The 17417-nt window shown below is 39.6% G+C and carries 16 protein-coding genes and 1 pseudogene; all 17 read right to left on the bottom strand.

Going from position 1 to position 17417, the window contains the following annotated elements:
* Positions 1–44: 44 nt before the first annotated feature.
* Positions 45–1463, bottom strand: a complete 1419-nt coding sequence (gene hydG / locus ACLRYO_RS00845) for a [FeFe] hydrogenase H-cluster radical SAM maturase HydG (protein WP_077708570.1) — start codon at positions 1461–1463, stop codon at positions 45–47.
* Positions 1464–1773: 310 nt separating this feature from the next.
* Positions 1774–2862 (bottom strand): ABC transporter substrate-binding protein, encoded by a 1089-nt coding sequence (locus tag ACLRYO_RS00840; RefSeq protein WP_024061977.1) that lies wholly within the window; start codon positions 2860–2862, stop codon positions 1774–1776.
* A 1-nt stretch (position 2863) separates the two neighbouring features.
* Positions 2864–3673, bottom strand: coding sequence for an ABC transporter ATP-binding protein (locus ACLRYO_RS00835; RefSeq protein WP_021148343.1), 810 nt, complete (start codon positions 3671–3673; stop codon positions 2864–2866).
* Between the two features lie 14 nt (positions 3674–3687).
* Entirely contained in the window at positions 3688–4686 is a 999-nt protein-coding gene (locus tag ACLRYO_RS00830; RefSeq protein WP_004698530.1) for a FecCD family ABC transporter permease, read from the bottom strand.
* Position 4687: 1 nt separating this feature from the next.
* On the bottom strand, positions 4688–5710 hold the full coding sequence (locus ACLRYO_RS00825) for a FecCD family ABC transporter permease (RefSeq protein WP_021148344.1): 1023 nt from the start codon (positions 5708–5710) through the stop codon (positions 4688–4690).
* Positions 5711–6003: 293 nt separating this feature from the next.
* Complete coding sequence (locus ACLRYO_RS00820; RefSeq protein ID WP_021148345.1) at positions 6004–6768, bottom strand: ABC transporter permease; 765 nt, start codon at positions 6766–6768, stop codon at positions 6004–6006.
* Positions 6765–7421, bottom strand: coding sequence for an ATP-binding cassette domain-containing protein (locus tag ACLRYO_RS00815; RefSeq protein ID WP_008601398.1), 657 nt, complete (start codon positions 7419–7421; stop codon positions 6765–6767). Before ACLRYO_RS00815 ends, ACLRYO_RS00820 begins: the two co-directional genes overlap by 4 nt.
* 154 nt (positions 7422–7575) lie before the next feature.
* Positions 7576–7860, bottom strand: a complete 285-nt coding sequence (rpmA, locus tag ACLRYO_RS00810; protein ID WP_004696430.1) for a 50S ribosomal protein L27 — start codon at positions 7858–7860, stop codon at positions 7576–7578.
* A gap of 12 nt (positions 7861–7872) precedes the next feature.
* Complete coding sequence (locus tag ACLRYO_RS00805; RefSeq protein ID WP_004698521.1) at positions 7873–8187, bottom strand: ribosomal-processing cysteine protease Prp; 315 nt, start codon at positions 8185–8187, stop codon at positions 7873–7875.
* Positions 8188–8189: 2 nt separating this feature from the next.
* The gene (rplU, locus tag ACLRYO_RS00800; RefSeq protein ID WP_021148346.1) at positions 8190–8501 is read right to left on the bottom strand and encodes a 50S ribosomal protein L21; all 312 of its coding nucleotides are present in this window, start codon (positions 8499–8501) and stop codon (positions 8190–8192) included.
* 201 nt (positions 8502–8702) lie between these two features.
* Positions 8703–9278 (bottom strand): annotated as a pseudogene (locus tag ACLRYO_RS00795) (manganese efflux pump MntP family protein).
* A gap of 28 nt (positions 9279–9306) precedes the next feature.
* A complete protein-coding gene (locus ACLRYO_RS00790; protein WP_195213110.1) occupies positions 9307–10734 on the bottom strand; it encodes an Rne/Rng family ribonuclease in 1428 nt (475 codons plus the stop codon).
* A gap of 109 nt (positions 10735–10843) precedes the next feature.
* Positions 10844–11539, bottom strand: a complete 696-nt coding sequence (locus ACLRYO_RS00785) for a TIGR03936 family radical SAM-associated protein (protein WP_195213109.1) — start codon at positions 11537–11539, stop codon at positions 10844–10846.
* Positions 11511–13394 (bottom strand): TIGR03960 family B12-binding radical SAM protein, encoded by a 1884-nt coding sequence (locus ACLRYO_RS00780; protein ID WP_021148351.1) that lies wholly within the window; start codon positions 13392–13394, stop codon positions 11511–11513. Before ACLRYO_RS00780 ends, ACLRYO_RS00785 begins: the two co-directional genes overlap by 29 nt.
* A 55-nt stretch (positions 13395–13449) precedes the next feature.
* Positions 13450–14553, bottom strand: a complete 1104-nt coding sequence (rodA, locus tag ACLRYO_RS00775) for a rod shape-determining protein RodA (RefSeq protein WP_004698715.1) — start codon at positions 14551–14553, stop codon at positions 13450–13452.
* Positions 14554–14561: 8 nt separating this feature from the next.
* Positions 14562–15485, bottom strand: a complete 924-nt coding sequence (locus ACLRYO_RS00770) for an AAA family ATPase (protein ID WP_004698588.1) — start codon at positions 15483–15485, stop codon at positions 14562–14564.
* A gap of 1 nt (position 15486) precedes the next feature.
* Positions 15487–17409: a penicillin-binding protein 2 gene (mrdA, locus tag ACLRYO_RS00765; protein WP_004698712.1), complete on the bottom strand. Its 1923-nt coding sequence runs from the start codon at positions 17407–17409 to the stop codon at positions 15487–15489.
* Positions 17410–17417: the final 8 nt, after the last annotated feature.

Here is a 17417-nt window from a genome sequence, read left to right as displayed (position 1 = left end):
AGAGCCTCCTATTATCAATAGGAGGCTCCATATCAGTGAATTCCTTAGAACCGGAAGTCCCGTTCGCCGTCTTTCATCTGTGCAATATAAGCTTTAGCTTTATCTTTAACTAAATCATTTTTGATATTTTCTAACTGTTGTTCAATAACCTTAGAACCATGAGCCTTAGTTTCATCATTGCCGTAATCCATGATATATTCGTTCAATGTCATCAACGCATTTGGTTGACAACAGTTGTGAATTTGACCGGATTTTGCAAGAGCCATGAATCGATCCCCAGTTCTACCTGCACGATAACAAGCAGTACAGAAGCTTGGAACATACCCAAGGTCTAGCAACCAGTTAACGATTTCATCTAATGTACGCGTATCACTACGATCGAATTGTGCCGTATTATCTTCTGGCTTTTCTTCTTCTTTGTAACCACCTACACTAGTACGAGATCCACCACTAATTTGGGAGATACCTAATGCCAAGCCACGTTCACGCATGGATTGACTTTCACGAGTGGACATAATCATACCTGTATACGGTGTGGAGACGCGGATAAGAGCAACAATTTTTTCAAATACATCATCAGGTACAGCATTACTGAAATCATCTACATCGATATCATCCGCTGGACAAATACGAGGTACAGAAATAGTATGTGGACCTACCCCATACACAGCCTCTAAATGTTCTGCGTGCATCAACAAACCAACGAAATCGTATTTATAATGTTCCAAACCATAAAGAACTCCGATGCCTACATCATCAATACCACCTTGCATAGCGCGGTCCATCGCCTCTGTATGGTAGGCGTAGTCGCTCTTAGGGCCTGTAGGATGTAAAGCTTCATAGTTTTCTTTATTATATGTTTCTTGGAATAATGTATACGTGCCAATACCAGCTTCATGTAATTTTTTGTAGTCCTCAACGGAACAAGCTGCAATATTTACGTTTACACGGCGGATTTCACCATTTTTATTTTTGATACTGTAAATCGTCTTGATGGATTCCAAAATATATTCCAGTGGATTATTAAGAGGATCTTCACCAGACTCAATTACAATACGCTTATGGCCCATCGCTTCTAACGCAATAACCTCTTCTCTGATTTGGTCTTGCGTTAATTTTTTACGTTTAATATCGCGGTTTTTGGAGTGGTACGGACAATACACACATCCATTGATACAATAGTTAGACAAGTATAACGGTGCAAATAGAACAATACGATCGCCGTAGATAGCCTTCTTGATTTCCTTTGCTAAAGCAAAAAGCTTTTCCTTATATTCAGGTAACGGACATTCTAAGAGAACTGCTGCTTCTCGGTGGTTTAATCCCTTAAATGTAGCAGCTTTCGCTAAAATAGCATCTAACAACTCCCTATTTTCCTTGTTTTCCTCTGCATAGGCAAGTGTGTCAAGGATTTCCTGATGGGAAATAAATTCCTCCGCCTTTGGAGATTTTACATCATACATAGTACTTACCTCAAATCTTTCTAGTGGCAATGCCACCCCTCTTTAGGTTTATGAAAGTATATGACAACCAGTCTTCTGGTATTTCACTGATACTGTACATAGTATACCACTATTCCTACTAAAAAGCACAGGAATTTGATACATGCAAAAAGGTTGCCACCTCATAAGAGGAAGCAACCTTTATATCATGGGAGTTTCTAATCTATATCGATTATCTATATCGAACATGACTAAAATGTATGTATGTATTTTTACACGAGATAAACCCTTACATAATAGTACTAACTATATATTACAAATGTATTTAGTCCTATTCTCCCCATGTATCATACAGCTCTTTCATAGCACGTTCTTTCGCAATAATACCATGGGCCATCCACAAAGTACTATCCACTTGCAATACATGATCGGCTTTTACAGCAGGCAAATTTTTCCACAACTCATCTTTTTTAAGATTTGCCAATCGTTGGTCTGCTACACCTTGATTATTAGCACTAGAAGCACCGTAACCAGCAGAAACGATTAAATAGCCTGCATCAAGATCGGGTAATCGCTCTAAAGAAATCGCATTGTTCGTAGGGTTAAGTTCTGTTTCTAATACCATATCAGGCGGTTTAATATTAAGTAATTCAGCCATAAAGACATTCAAATCGCTTTTCATATACGGATACAATCGTATTTCTTTATTTAAAATTCTTAGAAAAGCTACGGTTTCCCCTTGCATATGTTCAGCTAAAGCTATCCGTGTTTTCTTAGCCTGTGAATAATATTCTTTCAAACGAGCTTCCCCTTTTTCAGGGACCCCAAGTGCTTTAGCAATAGTTAGTAGTGCAACTTCTTCCTTATTTACGTTGACAGAAATGGTTGGAGCAATTTTAGAAAGTGCATTATATGCCGCTTTACCATAAGAGTCACGCATAATAATCAAATCCGGTTTTAAAGCCTGAATCTGCTCATAGTTGATAGTCTTTGTTTCATCATTAATACTAAAATTTTGAACATTACGATTACTTAATTCATTATAAAGATAGCTTTTTTCATTAAAATTTGCCCCTATAAAAGATTCATCTAATGCAATCATAGGATCTTCTGTCCGAACAACCACGATACGTTTATGTTCTTTAGGCATAACTGTTGTCCCGAGCTTATGAGTGACAATAATCTTATCTCCTTCAACAGTAACAATTTTATCTGCTGCCTTTTGGATAGCCGTTAATCGCTTCTTAAACTCTTTATCAATGTCTTTCGGATCATTTGACCGTTCAAGGGCTGTTTTTACCTTATCATCAAGATTAGCATAGATGGCTTCATGAGTCATACCATTTTCCTGTGGACCACATCCTGCAATTCCCATGAGCATACAAGCCCCCAAAAGACCAGAAATTAACAAACGCTTCATACTACACCTCACGTGCCGTATGGCCATAATTTTTCATAGAATAAGGAATACAGAACGGACGATCTGTCTTAGGGTCATTCATGATTGTAGAATCTACACCAAATACAACCTTCAACATTTCATTATGGAAGATAGTATGAGGCGTACCTTCGTATTGAATTTTTCCATCCTTCATGGCAACTAAATTATCGGCAAAACGAGCTGCTTCATTAAGTTCATGAATAACCATGATAATTGTCTTATTGTACGTTTTATTCAAATGTTCCACAAGATGTAATACATCCATTTGGTGAGATACATCAAGGAAGCTAGTAGGCTCATCGAGGAATAGAATGTCTGTATTTTGAGCGATAGCCATGGCAATCCATGCGCGTTGCCGTTGCCCCCCAGACATATTTGTAATGCCACGATCTGCAAACTGAAGTAATTCAGTCTCCTTCAAAGCCCACTCTACAATTTCTTTATCCTCTTTTGTAGTACGGGCAAATAAGCTGCCTTGATGCGGTGCACGACCGTACATAACAAGTTCACGAACTGTAATTTCACCAGGTGCCGTTGGATTTTGAGGCAAAATAGCAACCTTTTTTGCTAGTTCTCTACTACCATAAGAACCGATAGATTTACCATCTAGTAAGACATCGCCATCCATTGGTCGAATAATACGACAAATAGTTTTTAGTAAAGTAGATTTACCACAACCATTAGCACCAATTAATGCTGTTACCTTGCCTTCTGGAATCGTAAGATTTAAGTTCTCTATAATTTTTGTATCACCGTAACCAGTAGTTAGGTTTTTAATTTCTAATTTCATTTATATTTCCCCTTTTACGCTTTTGTTTTCGCTAGAATATACAAGAAGTATGGTGCCCCGATTAAAGCTACAATAATCCCTAAGAGGATTTCATCAGGCGCAATAATGGATCGGCCAATCCAGTCGGCAGTGACCACTAAAATAGCTCCAATTAGACCTGTTAATGGCAAGAAATAGGCATGATCGGCACCGACTAAGCGACGTGCAATATGCGGGGAAATAAGCCCTACAAAACCAATGCTGCCGCCGATAGCTACACAGAACCCAGATAAAAGAACTGCAATAATAAGGTATACAAATCTAGAGCGATTTATATGTACACCAAGCCCAATCGCCGTTTCATCAGCTAGGCTCAATAAATTTAACTCCATATAACGGGCATAAAGAATGAGTGATAATACAATGACAATTGGTGCAAGCACCCATACATGCTCCCAGGTATTACCCGAAATAGTGCCGATGGTCCAAGTATTAACTAAATAAAATTTATTAGGGTCCAAACGCGTTACGAGTAAGACTTGCAATGCATGGAATCCTGCACTCATAGAGATACCTGTTAAGATTAAACGATATGGCGAAATAATATCTCTACCGCGACAAGATAGAAGATAAATTAAAATCGCTGCCACAACAGCCCCAGCTACGGCAACAGTAGGTAATGTCCAAATTCCCCACGCCGTTGTAGAGCCTGCAAAATATACTAAAAGAACTACACCTAAACCAGCACCAGCATTTACACCTAACAAGCTTGGACTAGCCAATTCATTTCGAGATATAGTTTGAAAAATTGCACCAGACATAGCAAGGCCCATACCAATAAATACAGCCAAGATGGTGCGAACTAAACGGAAATCAAAAACTGTGAGTTTTTCTACATCATTACCACCGCCAAAGAGAATACGAATAAGATCAGATGTAGACATATCACTAAAGCCTGTATGAAGATGTCCATACATGGCACCTAACAACATGAGCGTCATAACGAAAGAGTAGGCAAAAAAGCGTTTTTTCATCTTATTTTCCTCCCTTACGATTTGCTAAATAAATAAAGAATGGAACACCGACAAGGGCAGTAATGGCACCTAATGGTGTTTCGAATGGAGGATTTACGATACGAGCTACAACGTCAGCAATCATAACAAGTACTGCACCAAAGAGTGCAGAGAATGGAATTACAAGACGATAATCGATGCCTACCAGTTTACGTGTTATATGTGGAATAACGAGACCTACAAAGCCGATCGGACCGGCTAGAGCAACAGCAGAACCGCTAAGAATAAGTACAGTCAAACCAGATAATACACGTACACGATTTAAATTACTACCAAGACCAATCGCCACCTCTTCGCCAAAGCTTAAGAGCGTAACAGATTTAGATACGTACATGGCAATAAGAATACCAATGAGTGTCCAAGGTAATACGAGTAATACTTGTTCCATGCGAATACCACTAATGCCGCCTGCAGTCCAAAAACTTAACTCTTGTGCCACTTGGAAGTACACAACAAGCATATGTGTAACAGCCACAAATACTGCACTAATAGCCGTACCTGCAAGTGCAAGATATACAGGAGTAGCTTTACCACCTACGCGTTTAGCAAGAGCTAAAATGAACATTGTTGCCAATGCGGCCCCACCGAAGGAAAACAAAATACTTCCATTTAAGGTTAAATAAGGAAATAAAATCATCCCAACAGCTAAACCAAAACTGGCACCTGCGTTAATCCCCAAAATAGAAGGACTTGCCATAGGATTGTTGGTAACACCTTGCATCAGTGCACCTGATACGGCAAAGCTGATACCTACAACGATACCTGCTATCATACGTGGCAAGCGCAATGTTTGAACGATCATCTGACCTATACTATTAGGATCATAGTTAGTAAAGGATAAAGTAATATCATCTAGGCTGATATAGCGTATCCCAATAAAGAGTGAACCAAGAGATGTGGCAATTAAAATAGCTAAAGCCAGTATACCTAGTAGCGTAGTTTTAGCTGCGCGCCCTCCCCTTGTTTCTAAGTCATAATTGCTCATAAGAACTCCTTACAATACGAAATACTATAGAATTTACTGATACATTATATCAACAATGCTCTATCTATTTCAATAATAAATCTCAGTATCATTTATAGCAATGATGCAATGTTAAAAACAAAATAAGTAAACCTTTATAACTATACAGAATTATATCCAACAATTTTTATTCCTATAATCATATATAAACATTATTTCTATAAAAAAAGAGCAGTAACCTTAAGGCTACTACTCTAAGTTATGAGTAAATATTCTGATTTGATGTACAATAAAATATATTTAAAGCACTAAATTTACCTATTTAATTGATTCCTATTATTAAAAAATGTTCTATACGCTAATTGACAAGTAATAAAGCAAGCAATCGATATGGTAGATAAACTCATAAATGTCACAATCATTTGATATTTTACAGCTTCAAGTGGAGGCATCCCCGCTAAGATAAGACCTGTCATCATTCCTGGTAAAGCCACGATTCCTAAAGTCTTAGCGCTATCTACAGTAGGTTGCAATCCAGTCTTTATAACATCTCGCACGATGGCTTTTGACGCTTGCTTAGGTGTACTTCCTAACGCTAGTTTAATTTCCACCTCTTGTTGGCGTAACTCAAAGTTTGATAGCATTTGTCGATAACAAAGGCCAATTGCCACCATAGCTCCACTAATAACCATCCCTCCAACAGGAATCACCTGATAAGCAGTAAAGTTAAGCACACCTGTTAGAAGCAAAATCGATAATGTAATGCTTGCACCTACGGTTATGGCAAACCAAGAAATACACAATGCATATGGTATTCCCTTGCCACGTTTAGAAGAATTATAAGCTGCATTAATAGCCATAAATCCTAATAAACCAATTATAAATATAGGACTTTCAGTACTAAAAATATAAGCTAAAATAAAACCTATAACAAATAATTGGATGGTAGCCCGCAAAGCACTTATAAAAATATCTTTCTCTAACTTCAACTCCTGCCGATAGGACATAAACATACTTATAATAACTAATATAGATGCAAGGCATAATGACATGGCTGAAATAGCATGAAATTGACTCACCGTAATACCTCCTCTTTAGCTAATGATCCATCTACAATTGTAATGCGGCGATTAGCCTTACGTAAGCTTTGTTCCTCACTATGTGTAATTGCTATGATGGTCATTCCATTTTTATGGAGCTCATCGATTACCTGTTCTACAATAGCTGTGTTGACAGCGTCTAATGCAGAGGTTACCTCATCTAAAAGCAATACTTTAGGTTCAAAGATAAGGCTTCGAATGAGACAAATCCGTTGCATTTCTCCACCAGATAATTCATCATTACGGCGTTCAAGATATTCAATAGGCATATGAAGTAAATCGAAAAGATATTTGATACGAATCATATCAGGTTCCATCCCTCGAATATCATAAGGGAACAAAATATTACGACGTACGGTTTTTGCAAATAAGTAAGGTCTTTGAAAGCAATAGCCAACCTCTTTACGATAACTTTCTGGATCTATAGTGGCTAAATCACGTCCATTATAAGTAATAACCCCTGAGGTAGGGCTAATTAAATCACTGCATAATTTTAAAAGTGTACTTTTACCACTACCAGAAGGGCCTACAATAGTGAGATACTCTCCGTCATGTACAGATAGAGACACATCACGGATAATAGACTTTTCTTTTACAACATAGGATATATTAGATAACTCTAATAGTGCCATAATGCCTCCGATCATATTTCAAGACTCTATGATATATTTAATAATCACTTTAAGCTATATTATATTATACCAATACAACTTACACCATAATAAACAAAAATAAGCAACAAAAAATCCCTAGTGGAAACCACTAGGGATTAATAGTCATGTAAAATTAAGCTTCTACAGGGTATACGCTAACTTTACGGTTATAACGACCAGCACGTTCAAATGCTACTTTACCAGGCACAAGTGCGAATAAAGTGTCATCTTTACCGATACCTACGTTAGTACCAGGGTGGAAGTGAGTACCACGTTGACGAACGATGATGTTACCGCTCTTTACGATGGAACCATCATGGCATTTAACACCAAGACGTTTAGATTCACTATCACGACCGTTACGAGTACTGGACACACCTTTTTTATGTGCGAACAATTGCAAATCAAAAGTAAACATTAAGTTCACCTCCTATATTTCGTGAATTTGGACAAACTCTGGATATTGACGGCTAATTTCCTCCAAACCGAGAAGCATAGTCCCCAGAATATCCTGTCCACTCTGATTAATCGTACCAGAGAGAACTATATCACATTGACCTTCGCTATTCGTATACTCACCTTCTTGTTGAGCAATTTGGGTGAGGCCTAACATCGCCGTTGCCGATAAGGCAGACACTGCAGCACATACGATATCGAAGCCATGTTCATCATATCCTGCATGACCGGACATATGACAACCAATAACTTGACCATCACTATTCCGCTGGATTCCGATGGAAACCATAATTAAGCTTGGATAGATTCAATACGAACTTTTGTGAACGGTTGACGATGGCCTTGACGACGTCGGTAGTTGGATTTAGCTTTGTATTTGAATACTAAGATCTTTTTACCTTTACCATGCTCAAGAACTGTACCTGTAACTTTTGCACCGTTTACAAGAGGAGCGCCAACTTTAACGTCGCCGTCATTCACTACAGTCAAAACTTCTTCGAATGTAACGGACTCGTTAGCAGCTACTTCCAATTTTTCGATAGTAATTACATCGCCTTCAGCAACGCGATATTGTTTACCACCAGTTTTAATAATTGCGTACATAAGAACACCTCCTTGTTATCGAACTCGCTGAATTCGGTATCCCAACCCGAACTTCGGTCGGGCGTTTAAACCTGTTTCACGCGGATTGCAAAGTTCAGTAAACCGAACTAATACTGATATAGTATATCCTATTTACACAGTCATGTCAAACAAAAATCAACAGAATCCGCTCAGTTTCTGACACTTTCATATATATATACCTTAAAATTCCCCAATAATCCCAAGATGTTGTAAAAGTATCTTTGTACCGATGAGAATCAATACACCGCCACCTACTATATCTGCATATTTTCCAACAAATCGGCCCATAAATTTACCTAAGTAAACACCCACTAAAGATATACCAAAGGTAATAACACCAATCATCGTAGATGCTTCCCATACATTGATAGGTAAAAATGCAAAGGTCAACCCTACAGTCATTGCATCAAGGCTAGTCGCTACGGAGAGCATCATCATTTCCCAGACACCCAAGAATTGCTTATCATCGTCCTCTTCATCATCATCGCTAAGTCCCTCTCTGATCATAGCGATACCTAAATAACCAAGAAGTCCGAAGATAATCTAGTGGTCCCAATCAGCAATCACATCGATAAATTGACGACCGATGAGCCAACCAATAAGAGGCATAAGAAACTGGAACAAACCAAAAAGAAATGCCAAGGTTACCTTACGGCCATTCTCGCCTACGGGCATTGTTAGCCCCTTACCGATAGATACACCAAAGGCATCCATCGCTAGGCCTATACTAATTAATATAATTTCAAATACAGACACTATACTCACCTATAAACAAACTACTTACTTATTCAGTTATAGCCATCAAGGAATACCCTTCTCGACTAATTTGTGGATTTACTACAATAGAAATCTTGCGCCCTATAGACTCACCTAAATCCTCGAGAATAGCCTTTGTTAAATACTGAGCCACCTCCGGATGAACTTCGATTTCTAGATTCGTTTTAATACGTCCCGACTTAAATAACTCGCGGATACGACGCACGATCTGCATATACACAGTACGACCTGACAACATATAGCCCGTACCACCGCATTGAGGGCATGTATCAAACATCAAGGTTTGCAAGCCTTGGCGAGCTCGCTTTCTGGTCATCTCTACGAGGCCAAGCGAACTAATGCCGCATACAACAGTTTTCATTTTATCTAACTTAGCTTGTACCCCCAACAATTTTAACAATTCTTGTTGATGCTCTTTATCTTTCATATCGATGAAATCGACCACAATGATACCGCCAATATCGCGCAAACGCAATTGACGACAGATTTCTTTCGCCGCCTCTTTATTGACTGTGAAAGCTAAATCTTCCAGCTTATTAGACTTACCAGTATAGTGAGCAGAGTTTACATCAAACACGGTAAGAGCTTCAGTATGATCGATACGGATTGAACCACCAGAAGGAAGATTAATATCGCGAGAGATAAGATCTTCTAATTGCGGTTCAATGTGGTTTGCCTTAAAGATAGGTGTACTATCGCGATGACGTGTTACTTTAATTTGTTGCGACGTAGGTCCATGACCTAAAAGATCCATCAATCGACCTTCACCCATATCGGAATCAACGATGATTTCCTCTACATTGCGATGCGCATAGTCCCGAACAAGGCGGAACCAAAAATCCGCATCACTATAAAGGTCAGTACCACTCTTAGCAACCTTAAAACGCTTCAACACATGTTGCCAGGTCCGCCACAGATACTCCATATCGCGACCGATTTCATCGGCACTGGCCTTAGCTGCTGCAGTACGAATGATAAAACCGCAACCTTCTTGTACATAAGGGGTTGCCAATTCTTGTAGTTTACTGCGCATGGTTTCGTCTGTAATTTTCTTGGAAATATGCATGCCTTCAGAATATGGTAATAGTACCATAAAACGACCAGCCAAACTGACATCTGCAGTCACGCGGGCGCCTTTACCGAGCATTTCTTCTTTCACTACTTGAACGAGAATTTGTTGCCCTACAGATAGGCGTGGCAAAATTTTCTGTTCCTTCCCTTGTTGAAGGTTCAAATACGCATTTTGAGAGCCCCCAATATCAACAAAGGCCGCTTGCATACCGTTTAATACGTTCTTTACTGTGCCTTTGTACATATGATTTGCCATATGAGAATCATCGGTACGCTCCAAGACAAAGTCCACTAGCTGGCCTTCTTCGTCGATAACAGCCATACGAATTTCTTCGCGCATAACATTGACCAAAATTTTATGCATCCTATCCCTCCCTTCTTTATACTTTCAGAATATAAAATAATATATTAAATCCCTAACATCTACATAAATAGCTAAGATTTACATAGGTAATTAATATTTACGTAAGTAGTTAATAATTAATTTCTAATGGCGTATAGCGACCTTCTTCGTTTTCTACCATAATTGCTTTACGATGAATTTCGTAGCTAGTTGTAATAGGCCAATTATATTGATCCTTGCCTAAATTCCACACTTCGCTAGGTTTGATTGTACCTTGCGGATAAATGCCGATGCCCATTGTAAGGGTCACCATACCGTCCTTAACGGAGGCTACGATGGGTTCTTTTACAAACTCTTTTACATCAATGGTACGAGTTTTCTTAGGTGTTACCTTTTCATAAGAAATTTCCGTTGCTTCATTAAAAGGTTTGAGTAACGCATCCCAATCAGCATTTTCATCTGTCACAGGACCTGTTACCTCATAGATAGCAAAATTACAGATGGCCATCATCTTTTTCACCTTTTCAGGCATTTCTTTACCGTCTAGTACTTCAAGTCCTGGAGGTGCTACGCGATTTAAACGGTCCATAATGGACTCTAAACTATCCTCTTCAAGCACATCCATATCGATATATTCAGCCGCTGCCGTTACGCCTAAAGCAAGAGCAGAGGAAAAGCTAATTTTCATATGAGGGTTAAAGCCTTCAGAATATGCCATTTTAATTTCTGCTCGACGTATCATCCGCTCTACAGCTTGAGCATAATCAAGGTGTGACAGGAATCGTAATTCTTCGCCCTTATTTAAGGCCAAACGTAACTTTTTCAACTCTGCCACCCTCCTTATAGTCAATAATAGCTGTATTGAGCTCTGGACATACATTACAGCCCTTACATGGAGCTCGACGACAATCGCCTGTAAGATTAGCTGCTACCGCTTGCTCCCACTCACGCTTTAAGAAAGCTTTACTTACAGTACAATCTAAATGATCCCAAGGCAATGGCTCATCGAAATCTCGTGTACGACGTGCAAAATACGCAGGATCCAATCCGCAGTCAGCGAATGCTTTCAACCAAGCTTCATAGTTAAAGAACTCAGTCCAACCATCAAATTTACAACCAGCTTTCCAAGCCTCTACGAGAACTTTAGATAGTCTACGATCTCCGCGAGCAAAAGCGGCTTCCATGTAGCCAGTATAACCATCATGATAGTGATAAGAAATGTTACGATTATTGATGAGAGACTTCAAGTAACGTTGTTTACGATGAATCTCCTCCACATCTTGTTGTCCATACCATTGATATGGAGAATGTGTTTTTGGTACGAAGAAGGATACGCTCACCGTTACAGAGCCATTACGTTTGCCTGTAATATCACGGTGCAAGTCAAGCACCTTGTACGCAAGATCTGCAATACCAGCCAAATCTTCGTCTGTTTCTGTAGGAAGCCCCATCATAAAATACAATTTAACCGTGTTCCATCCTGATTTGAAGGCATTAGTACATGCGGCCAACAAATCTTCTTCACTAACGCCTTTATTGATAACGTCACGCATCCGTTGCGTACCTGCTTCAGGAGCAAAGGTAAGACCACTCTTGCGCACTTGCTGTACCTTTTTCGCAATATCGATAGAGAAGCTATCAATACGCAATGACGGTAAGCTAACGCTAACTTGTTTATCTTTAAACTCTTCCATGAGCATATCTACGAGTTCAGGCAATTTAGAATAGTCCGCAGAGCTCAAACTCATCAAGGATATTTCATTGTACCCCGTATTGGCAATTGTATCTTTAGCAATCTGTAACAAACGTTCTGGCGTCTTTTCACGAACCGGACGATAGAGCATACCGGCCTGACAGAAACGACAACCACGCGTACAGCCACGGAATAACTCCAATACAGCACGGTCATGCACTATATCAAGGAACGGTACAACAGGCTTTGTTGGATAGAATACATTCTCTACATCCTCTATAATACGTTTCTCAACGGTTGCAGGTACGTCTTCAAAACGCGGCGTAATCGATTTAAAATCGCCTTGTTCGGTGTATTCTACATCGTATAAAGCCGGGCAATATGTGCCAGGAATTTGGGCTACTTTACGCAAAAAGCCTTCTTTGCCACCTGGGAAGCCTTTGGCTTTTTCTGCTTTAAATAAGTCGATGAATTCATCGCCCCACTCTTCGGATTCACCGAGGGATACGATATCAAAGAAATCAGCAATAGGCTCTACATTATACGCACAAGGGCCACCGCATACAAGCAGTGGAAAATCTAAATCACGCTCCTTAGCATACATAGGAATGCCTGCTAAATCGAGCATATTTAAAATGTTAGTAAAACTCATTTCATATTGAAGCGTAAATGCTAACACATCAAAGTCTTTAATAGGCGTACGTGTTTCTAAGGAAAATAATGGAATATTACGCTTGCGCATTTCCTCTTCCATATCGTGCCACGGTGCAAATACGCGCTCGGCTACCGCATCTTCACGACGGTTTACGAGACCATACAAAATCTTGATGCCCAAATGACTCATGGCCACTTCGTACACATCGGGAAAACCTAAAGCCATAGTTACATCAACAGTACTGTGATCTTTCACGATACTATTGTATTCGCCGCCCGTGTAGCGAGCAGGCTTTTGGACATGTTGTAACCATGACGTATCTAATTGAATCATACATCCTCCGTCTTTAATGAAAGACTTCTTTCACAATCAATCCTATGAAAGGATATTAAAATATATATTTTGTCCGCTGTCTAGCAATATTTAATAAAATGCCAATGCTCAGCATATTAGTTGTTAGCGCACTAACACCATAGCTAAGGAAAGGCAACGGAATCCCCGTTACAGGCATGATACCAATCGTCATTCCTACGTTTACGAGCACTTCAAAGGCAAACATCGTACCAATACCCGTTGCTAATAACATACCAAAATTATCATTGCAGGTATATGCTACTTGAATACTGCGATAAATAAGCATAAACAATAATAGCAATACTACAATGCATCCTACAAAGCCAAATTCTTCGCCGATTACAGAAAAGATAAAGTCCGTATGATTTTCTGGTAAAAAGTTCAACTGACTTTGAGTACCATTAAAGATACCTTTACCAAAAATCATACCCGACCCGATGGCAATCTTAGATTGAATGATATGATAGCCAGAACCGAAGGGATCAATATCTGGATTTAAAAATACTAGAATACGTTGCTTTTGGTATTCTTTCAGTACAAACCAGCCCAAAGGCATCAAGAGTAAAGTCACGCTCGCAATGATTTTTATAAGCTTTGTTTTGATACCAGATATAAAGAGCATCCCTACAAATATAGCAATATATACGAGGGATGTCCCCAAGTCAGGTTGTAAGAATACGAGAAGGATAGGAATCCCTACATATAACACTGGCATCAATAGGGATTTAAAAGTATCTAACTTGCCAATGCGCGGTTCTAACATTTTAGCCATACAGATAATCATCAATAGTTTAGAAAACTCTGAAGGCTGGATAGTAATTGGCCCCAGTTGAATCCAACGCTGTGCACCTAGTGCGGAGGTACCAACTACCATGACTGCAATTAACATAAGCATGGTAATCACATAAATCATATTCCCCCACCCTTTAAGGCGATGGTAATCTAGAAATTGCATGCCTATAACGACAGCTATATTTGCTAAAAAGAATACGAGTTGTTTTACCACTAAACTACCAAAACCGATAGCTTCATGATTCACATGGGTAGCACTACCAATAGCTGTAAGACCAATTCCGACAAGTAATATAGTACATATGATGATAGTCCAATCGCTATCTGTCCATATTTTACGCCACATCATATCACCTATTTCAACTTGCTACGGCGCCACAAGCTTTGTTTCCCTTGCACCAATAAGCGTTGCGTGGTCCAACCGCCACGATTAATGTAATGAACATTGTTAGAATCCTCAAAAATAGACTCACCTACTGTTGCAAGACTTGGTGTACTATCTTGCTCCTTCGATGTTTTTTTCTTAGTTACATAAGCATCGAAGTGCTTTTGTACATCGTAGTCTTCCCAACACTCACCGGTAGTTACATAATCAACAAGAGGTGCTAACATAGCTTTTAGTTCACTAGAAACAAATTCTAACAAACGACCATCTTGTGTATAGGTCAAAATATCCTCATCATAAGGAATTATAGCCCCTACATATTCAGCGCGAAGGACTTCTAACATATCATATAAATGGATATCCTCTCCATCGATAGGTACTGCATTAAAAGCAATAGCATAATCACGAATATTATGTTCTTGACATACTTGAATCATGCGTGCCCCATTACGCAAGGATACCCATAAAGGATGCGTCACCACGATGCAGCGATTTACTAATTCTAAAATAGACTCTATGCCCTTACCAATACCAGCAGGAGCATCAATTAAAATATAGTCATATGTCTCAGAGAGGCGACGGACTAATTTTTTATATTTTTTACGACCTATATCTTCCCAACGAGCGCTTTGGCTAGCTGGTAGGAAATCTAAGTTTTCATCAATTGATACGATGGCATCATCCATATAGTCTTTATCTTCGCTCGCATCTAATGCGTCGTAAATAATTTCATTTGCCACTCCTAACACAAGGTCTAAATCGCGCAATCCAAAATCTCCATCACAGAGCAATACGCGATGCCCTACATTGCTTAAGGCTGAACCCAAGCAAGCGGTAATCGTAGTCTTACCTACGCCCCCCTTACCGGATACAACGCCGATTATCTCGCCCATACTAATCCTTTCTTGGTTGTCCACTAGTTACCGCATTCTGAGGTTTTTGCCCTTTATTAATACTTGTCCCCGTAGCAGTTTCCTTATTGCTCTTACTATTTGTATCATTAGATTTCTTATTCACTGGTACATTGAAGTACGCAGCCAATATATCTCGTACGATAGGCCCTGCAGAGCCCGCACCAAAGCTACCTTGCTCAACAAGTGCAACCACTACAATTTGTGGCTTATCATATGGTGCATAGGCTACAAACCAGCCGTGATCTCTGCCATGTGCATTCTCTGAAGTACCTGTTTTACCAGCTACATCAATAGGGAATCCTTTAAACAACTCCCCTGCTGTACCACCTTCATTAGTAACATCACGCAAGCCTTCACGAACAAGATCCATAATATTTTTTGGTACAGGTAAGATACCGAGCTTGTCTGGGCCAAAGATTTCTTTTGGCGTGCCATCCTTATTATCAATACGGCTCACTACATATGGGCGGTATTTAATGCCACCATTTGCTACTTCACTGAGCATAACAGCCATTTGTAATGGTGTCACCAAAGTAAAAGACTGACCTATGGCCGCATCAAAGGTTTCACCTAAATACCAATCTTCATCATACACTTTGCGTTTATAAGCAGGACTTGCCATATTACCAGAGGCCTCACCAACAAGATTGATGCCTGTCTTTTCGCCAATACCAAAGTAGCCAGCATATTTTACAAGTCCTTCTATGCCAACGCGATTGCCCATTTCATAGAAGTAAACATTATCTGATTTTGCAAGAGCTTTATTAAAGTTAAGCCACCCTAATGCTTCACCTTCTGCATTTCGTTTATCGATAAGCCAATGTTTACCACTATCAAAAATCATTTCTTCAGGGCTAACCTTTTTAAGATCTAAAGCCGCCGTACCTGTAATAATCTTGAACGGAGAACCTGGTGGATATTCACCAGAAATAACCTTATTATCAAATGGATGATTCTTATCGTTATTCAATTGATTCCACTGTGCCGTTGTAATCCCCTTCGCAAACCAATTAGGGTTAAACTCAGGGGCGCTGACCATGGCCAAAATGGCACCCGTATTTGGATCCATTGCTACTACAGCAGCTCCTTGAGCTGGAATGCCTTGGGCACGCAACTGTTCTAATTGGTTCTTAACAGCTTCTTCAGCAGCCTTTTGTAGATTTGCATCTATTGTCAAATGGATATTAGATCCAGGCACTGTATGCTTTCTATCTACCTCCGCAACCGGTCGGCCTGTAGCATCAACCTCTACCTGTTTACCACCATCAGTGCCACGCAAGATGGAATCATATAGTTTTTCAAGACCAGAACGGCCTAAAATAGTACCACCACTAATAAGGGTATTTGGATCTTGCTGTTTTAGCTCTTCTAATTCTTCTTCGCTCACTTCACCCACATACCCAAAGAGCTGAGAAGCCATCGTTTCATATGGATAATAGCGAAGTGGTTCTACATCTATGGTAACACCTGGTAATTCATGACGATGCTCTTCGATGCTTGTAACTACGTCCATAGAAATATCATTAGCAATACGAATTGGCTCATAACCATATTTATGATCATTTACCTTTTTTGTAATATCTTCTGGTTTAATTTTCAGCAAAGTTGCCAACTTAGCAACTTCACCTTCGTCTAGAGCCTTCCCCGTAGGCAAAATGGAGATAGTGTATGCCGGTCTAGAACCTACTAAGATCTGACCATTTCGATCGTACATAATACCACGAGCAGCTGTCATGGATACCATGCGCAAACGGTTGCCTTCTGCCTTAGCTTGGTAATAACCACCAGACAAGATTTGCAACGACATCAGGCGTAATGCCAAGACTATAAATATGCCGGCTACAATGTAAAAGAGTACATCAAAGCGATTCGTTTTTCTTCGTTTATAGAGGCCTTCAAGCACTCTTTCAC

It is taken from the genome of Veillonella parvula, from assembly GCF_047241225.1.
Taxonomy (GTDB): domain Bacteria; phylum Bacillota; class Negativicutes; order Veillonellales; family Veillonellaceae; genus Veillonella; species Veillonella parvula_O.
This window is presented reverse-complemented; position numbering and strand designations above follow the sequence as displayed.

Coding starts and splice junctions, on each gene's coding strand:
- hydG (WP_077708570.1), bottom strand. CDS start 1,463: ATGTATGATGTAAAATCTCCAAAGGCGGAGGAATTTATTTCCCATCAG.
- ACLRYO_RS00840 (WP_024061977.1), bottom strand. CDS start 2,862: ATGAAGCGTTTGTTAATTTCTGGTCTTTTGGGGGCTTGTATGCTCATG.
- ACLRYO_RS00835 (WP_021148343.1), bottom strand. CDS start 3,673: ATGAAATTAGAAATTAAAAACCTAACTACTGGTTACGGTGATACAAAA.
- ACLRYO_RS00830 (WP_004698530.1), bottom strand. CDS start 4,686: ATGAAAAAACGCTTTTTTGCCTACTCTTTCGTTATGACGCTCATGTTG.
- ACLRYO_RS00825 (WP_021148344.1), bottom strand. CDS start 5,710: ATGAGCAATTATGACTTAGAAACAAGGGGAGGGCGCGCAGCTAAAACT.
- ACLRYO_RS00815 (WP_008601398.1), bottom strand. CDS start 7,421: ATGGCACTATTAGAGTTATCTAATATATCCTATGTTGTAAAAGAAAAG.
- rpmA (WP_004696430.1), bottom strand. CDS start 7,860: ATGTTTACTTTTGATTTGCAATTGTTCGCACATAAAAAAGGTGTGTCC.
- ACLRYO_RS00805 (WP_004698521.1), bottom strand. CDS start 8,187: ATGGTTTCCATCGGAATCCAGCGGAATAGTGATGGTCAAGTTATTGGT.
- rplU (WP_021148346.1), bottom strand. CDS start 8,501: ATGTACGCAATTATTAAAACTGGTGGTAAACAATATCGCGTTGCTGAA.
- ACLRYO_RS00790 (WP_195213110.1), bottom strand. CDS start 10,734: ATGCATAAAATTTTGGTCAATGTTATGCGCGAAGAAATTCGTATGGCT.
- ACLRYO_RS00780 (WP_021148351.1), bottom strand. CDS start 13,394: ATGATTCAATTAGATACGTCATGGTTACAACATGTCCAAAAGCCTGCT.
- rodA (WP_004698715.1), bottom strand. CDS start 14,553: ATGTGGCGTAAAATATGGACAGATAGCGATTGGACTATCATCATATGT.
- ACLRYO_RS00770 (WP_004698588.1), bottom strand. CDS start 15,485: ATGGGCGAGATAATCGGCGTTGTATCCGGTAAGGGGGGCGTAGGTAAG.